At 67.8% G+C, this 227-nt stretch carries 1 protein-coding gene; it reads right to left on the bottom strand.

Features of this window, described 5'->3' with window-relative positions; translation table 11 throughout:
• Positions 1-227 (bottom strand): alpha/beta hydrolase (locus G3I42_RS33030; protein ID WP_239096840.1); only part of this gene is annotated, 227 nt, incomplete at both ends.

Raw genomic sequence — 227 nt, 5'->3', positions numbered from 1 at the left:
GGCGTGCAGACGTCACCGTATCGTGCCGGCCCGCAATGACCAGCGTGGGATGCGAGATGAGCGCGATGGTGCGACGCAGGTCTGAATCCCGCACGGCAGTCCAGCCGCCGATGATGCCCTCGCGCGGCGTTGCCAGCAGCGCGCGGCGGAACGGTGCGACCGCCGGGTCATTTGCCTCCAGCATGTGTGCCGGAAACCAGTTGCGCAGGAAGGTCTCGGCCGTCTCT

The organism is Streptomyces sp. SID11385, from assembly GCF_010548245.1.
Taxonomy (GTDB): domain Bacteria; phylum Actinomycetota; class Actinomycetes; order Streptomycetales; family Streptomycetaceae; genus Streptomyces.
Note: the sequence above shows the minus strand (reverse complement) of the source record. Positions and strands in the feature narration are given on the sequence as shown.